At 65.0% G+C, this 4,477-nt stretch carries 3 protein-coding genes; all 3 read right to left on the bottom strand.

The annotated features are described in order from the left end of the window. Positions 1 to 98: 98 nt before the first annotated feature. A complete protein-coding gene (trxA, locus tag ROR02_RS15975; protein ID WP_147165043.1) occupies positions 99 to 413 on the bottom strand; it encodes a thioredoxin TrxA in 315 nt (104 codons plus the stop codon). A gap of 112 nt (positions 414 to 525) precedes the next feature. Then, positions 526 to 1,722 carry a hybrid sensor histidine kinase/response regulator gene (locus ROR02_RS15970; protein ID WP_147165042.1) on the bottom strand — a complete coding sequence of 399 codons (1,197 nt, stop codon included), beginning with the start codon at positions 1,720 to 1,722 and terminating at the stop codon, positions 526 to 528. Beyond that, complete coding sequence (locus ROR02_RS15965) at positions 1,719 to 4,205, bottom strand: sensor histidine kinase (RefSeq protein ID WP_147165041.1); 2,487 nt, start codon at positions 4,203 to 4,205, stop codon at positions 1,719 to 1,721. The genes ROR02_RS15970 and ROR02_RS15965 overlap by 4 nt, the downstream gene beginning before the upstream one ends. Positions 4,206 to 4,477: the final 272 nt, after the last annotated feature.

Genomic DNA, 4,477 nt, shown 5'->3' with positions numbered 1-4,477 from the left:
CTGAGGAACCCTCTTCCAAGGGTATCCAGGGCTTCATCCGATTGCCCTGGCCCCTGGCAGGGTTGGGTGCCGGAAGGCTCCCCGGGTTTCGAGGAGGCCTACAGCAGGGAATCCACCCATTCGAACAACTTGGTCCGGGGAAGGGCGCCGATTTTGGTGGCCACCACCTGCCCGCCTTTGAACACCATCAGCGTGGGAATGCCGCGCACGCCGTACTTGGCCGGGGTTTGGGGGTTGTTGTCGATATTGATCTTGGCAATGGTCAGGGTGTCGGCCCGCGTTTCCGCCAGTTCGTCAAGCGCAGGGGCGATCTGACGGCACGGCCCGCACCATTCGGCCCAGAAATCGACAAGGACGGGCCCTTCTGCCTGCAAGACATCCTCGTTGAACGAGGCGTCGGTAACCTGCTTCATGGAGGAATCCTTTTGATGTCGCCAGGGGCCAATCGATGGACTTTGCCGTGGGGGAACGCATCGGCCCGGCGGATCGACCTTGTATTAGTGTAGGGATGGGCATTGGCATCCGTCAAGCTGGCCGCGCGGGGAGGGGGATGGCAACCTCCCGCGTCTGATGGCCGGCCTCGTTCTCTTCATCAAGGGGGAGGCAAAGGCGCACCCGGGTCCGGCCGGCGACGCTGGTGTCAAGGGACAGGGTGCCGCCCAGGGTCCGGGTCATCATCCAAGCCGAGTAGGTTCCCAGTCCGGTTCCGTCGCGCTTGCCGACGGTGACGTATTTTTCAAAGAACCGCTCGCGGATGGCGGGCGGAACCTCGCCCGCGTTTTCAAGAACCGCGTGACCCTGGGCCGGGTTTCCGGCGGCGAAAAGATCCAAGGTCACGGTTTCGTTCCTGGGCGAGGCTTCAAGGGCATTCTTGACCAGGTTGGCGAGCAGGGAATGACACAACAGGGGGTCGCCTTGAACCAGGAGGCGGTCGGTCGGGCCGACCGGCCGGTCATTCAGGCGGACCGCGACCACCAGATTCTTGGCCGCGCGCGCGGCCTCCAGCTCGGCCAGAACGGCCCGGGCGCTTCCCACCAGGTCAACGGGCACGGGGTGGAGGTCGTAGAGGCCATTTTCCATGCGATAGAGATCAAGCGAGCGGTTGATCATGTCGAGCATGCGATAGCCGGCCGTTTCGATCAGCCGGATCATGCCGCGCTGGGATTCGCTCAGGGTCGGATCGTCGAGGAGGATCTGGGGCGCGGCCAGAATGGCGTTCAACGGGGATTTCAGATCGTGGCGCACGATGTGCTCGACATCCTCGCGCAGGCGGGCCGCCTCGATCAGGGCCGCGTTTTGGGCCGCCAGCTGGCGCATGGCCGCCACCAGGGAAAGCTGGGTGCGCAGGCGGGCGAGCATGATCTCGGGGCGGAAGGGCTTGTGGATGTAATCGGCGCAGCCCAGGGCAAACCCCAGGGCTTCATCCTGGGCTTCCGCCTTGGCCGTCAGGAAGATGACGGGGAGCGCCGCCGTGTCGGGGTTGGCCTTCAGGCGCCGGCACACCTCGTAGCCGTCCATGCCGGGCATCATCACGTCGAGCAAGATCAGATCCGGCCGGTCGGCCGCGCCCGCCAGCGCCAGGGCCTTTTCTCCACTGGTGGCTGCCTTCAGCCGGTAGTGGTCCTTCAGAATGCCGCTGATGACCGCGATATTGGAGGGCGTGTCATCAACAATGAGAATAAGACTGCGGGCGTCCGGATCCATCAAGGGGGCATCGGTCATGCGGGGGGGCTCTCCGGCGGAAACAGACGTCGTTTCAGGCTTTCAAGGATCGGGCGGGCCTCGTCGAACGCGAAATCCCCAATCAGGGAAAAGAGACGGTCCAGATCTTCTGGCGGCAGCACGGAGCCAAGGATGGCACGATTCTCGATGAGCAGATCGTAGGCGCATGGATCAAAGGCCGCCACGGCTTCATTCAGGTGAGCGATAATCAAAGCGGGATCGGCGCCTTCTGGCAAGGTGGCGTCCGCCGGGAAAGGGGCCTCGGCCGGGCCGGGGGCGCGACAGAGGCGTTCAAGGGCCGCCAGCGCGGCGGCAAAGGCGGGCAGGGTGCGCCTGGCGCCCGTGGCATCGTCCGCGCGCAAGGCCTGCAACAAGGGAGTCGCGGCCGAGGCCAGGGGCATGGCTCCCAACAGGGCTGCCGTCCCCTTGATGGTGTGAACAAGGGCTTCCGCTGCCTTGGTGTCGCCCTGCTCCAGCAAAACGGCGACCCGGGTCGCGGCGGCCCCTTGCCCGTGGGCCAGTCGTTCGAGCAAGGTGCGCTGCACGGTTCCCGCGGCCGGCAGGTAATAAACCGGGGCATCGTTCGCGCCAGGCGCGGGGGGCGAAGTGGGATCGGGCGTTCCGACGGGGGGCATGACATCGGCCTCCAGGCCAAAACGGGCTGAAAAATACACGTCCGTCCCCTGATCCGGGGCGCTGTCGATGTGGATGGTGCCTCCCATCATGCTGACCAGCCGGTTGACCAGGGCCAGCCCCAGTCCCGTGCCGCCATACCGCCGGGTTGTGGAGGCGTCAAGTTGGGTAAAGGGCTGGAACAATCCCTCGCACTGGTCTGTATCCATGCCAATCCCCGTGTCGCGCACGCAAAACCGCAAGGTGGCGTGGGTGTCGTTGCGAAAAAGCACGTCCACGCCCAGGGTGATTTCTCCTTGCTGGGTGAATTTGACCGCGTTGTCCATCAGGTTCACCAGCACCTGGCGCAGGCGCTTGGGATCGCCCCGCACGGTGGAGGGGGTGCCGGGGGCCACGGTAATGGTGACGGGCAGGTTCTTTTCCCGGGCCCGGGCCGCGATCAGGGCACTGGCGGCGGTCATCACCGTGTCGAGATCGAAGGCGACATCCTCGAAGGACAAAACACCCGCTTCAAGCCGTGAATAGTCCAAGATGTCGTCGATCAAGGCCAGCAAGGCCTGGCCGGCGTCGTGAATCGTGTGGACCTGATCGCGCTGGCGGGCCGACAGGGACGACTCCAAAACCAGATGGGTCATGCCCAGGATGGCGTTCAGGGGCGTGCGGATTTCGTGGCTGATGGTGGCCAGGAAGGCATTCTTGGCGTGGTTGGCGGCGTCGGCGCGGGCGGCCACGGTTTGCAGCTGGACTTCAACTTGTCTGCGGGTTTCGATCTCTTGTTCAAGCCGGTGGGTGCGCTCGCGCACGCGGGTTTCCAAGGTGTCGCGCCCGGCGCGCAGGTTGCGGCGCATCTGGTCGAGGGTTTCCCCCAACCGCCGGAATTCATAGGTGTCGAGCATGGGGCGCGGTAAATCCAGCTCGCGTTGTCCCAGGCGGGTGGCATAGGACATCAGCACGTTCAGCGGCCGGGTGATCGACCGTACCACCCCCCACGCCACGAGGCCCAGCCCCAGCAGGAAGCAAAAGGGGATGGCCAGGGCCAGAACGCGCAATCTCAGGCTTTGGTCTTGCCTGGAGCGCTCCAGGGTTTCGCGCAGTTCGCGAAGGGCATGGGTCACCCGCCGTTCCAGGCCGATGACGGTCAGGTCAAGGGCATCCATCCCTTTCCAGGAGTCCACCAGCGCGCTGGCCAGCGTCCGGCTTTCCTCGGTCAAGGCGGCGAAGGAAGGGTCCCGGGAGGAGGGGGCGCACAGGGCCTCGGCGCGCCGGGCCGCTTGTCCGAGGCCTTCCAGGGCCAAGGCGGCGTTGGCGCTGAAACGGGCCGGGTCTCCGGCTGTGCTCAGATCGGTGACCACCAGGCTGTCCAGGCCGACGGTCCATGCCAGCAATCCGTTCACGACCCCCTCTGCCTGGACCTCGGGCAAGGGGGCGCAGCGCTCGCGTGCCTGCCGGATCACGCTCTGGCCAAGCGCCGCGAGCGAGCGGGATTGATGTGTAAATATTTTAAATTTTTCAAGGAATTGCGAAACAGTGAGTTCCAGAAGCGCGGTGCTCTCCCGCACCCGGTCCAGGGAAGGGCGCAGCGCCGGGGGCAAGGCGGGGCGAAGGTCGGCCAAGGGATCCAGGGAAACCGCCAGCATCATCTGGGCCGGGGCATCCTCCTGGTTCAGGGTATGACGAAGCAGGTGGCGTTCCTGGCTGGCGCGCAGGAAGGCCTGCTCGACCTCGGCCAGATGCAGGACCTGGGTGACGGCCCCCAGCTCGCGTTCCTTCAAAAGCCAGACCACGGCTTCCGAACCCACGATGGCGAGCACGCTCACCAGGACCAGAAGGTGCAAACGGATCGAGATCACACGACGTTTCCTTCACCGGGGAAGGGGGAGGTCCCGGAAGCCAGCCCACCTTCGGAGAATCCCCGGAGCTGGCTTCAATGCACCGTTACGGAAAACCACGTGCCAGCGGACGACCAGAATGCATATCCGTCCCCGGCCCGGCGGCTTCAAGGGTGGCCTGCGAGGCCTGGGTTGAGTCCTTTCTTATGTATCCGCATGCCTGAATAAACGCCAGGGGCACCCTCGGGGCAATCGGCTGAAGCCCTGGATGTCCTCGGAAGAGGGCTCCCCCA

Source organism: Pararhodospirillum oryzae, from assembly GCF_007992075.1.
GTDB lineage: Bacteria > Pseudomonadota > Alphaproteobacteria > Rhodospirillales > Rhodospirillaceae > Pararhodospirillum > Pararhodospirillum oryzae.
This window is presented reverse-complemented; position numbering and strand designations above follow the sequence as displayed.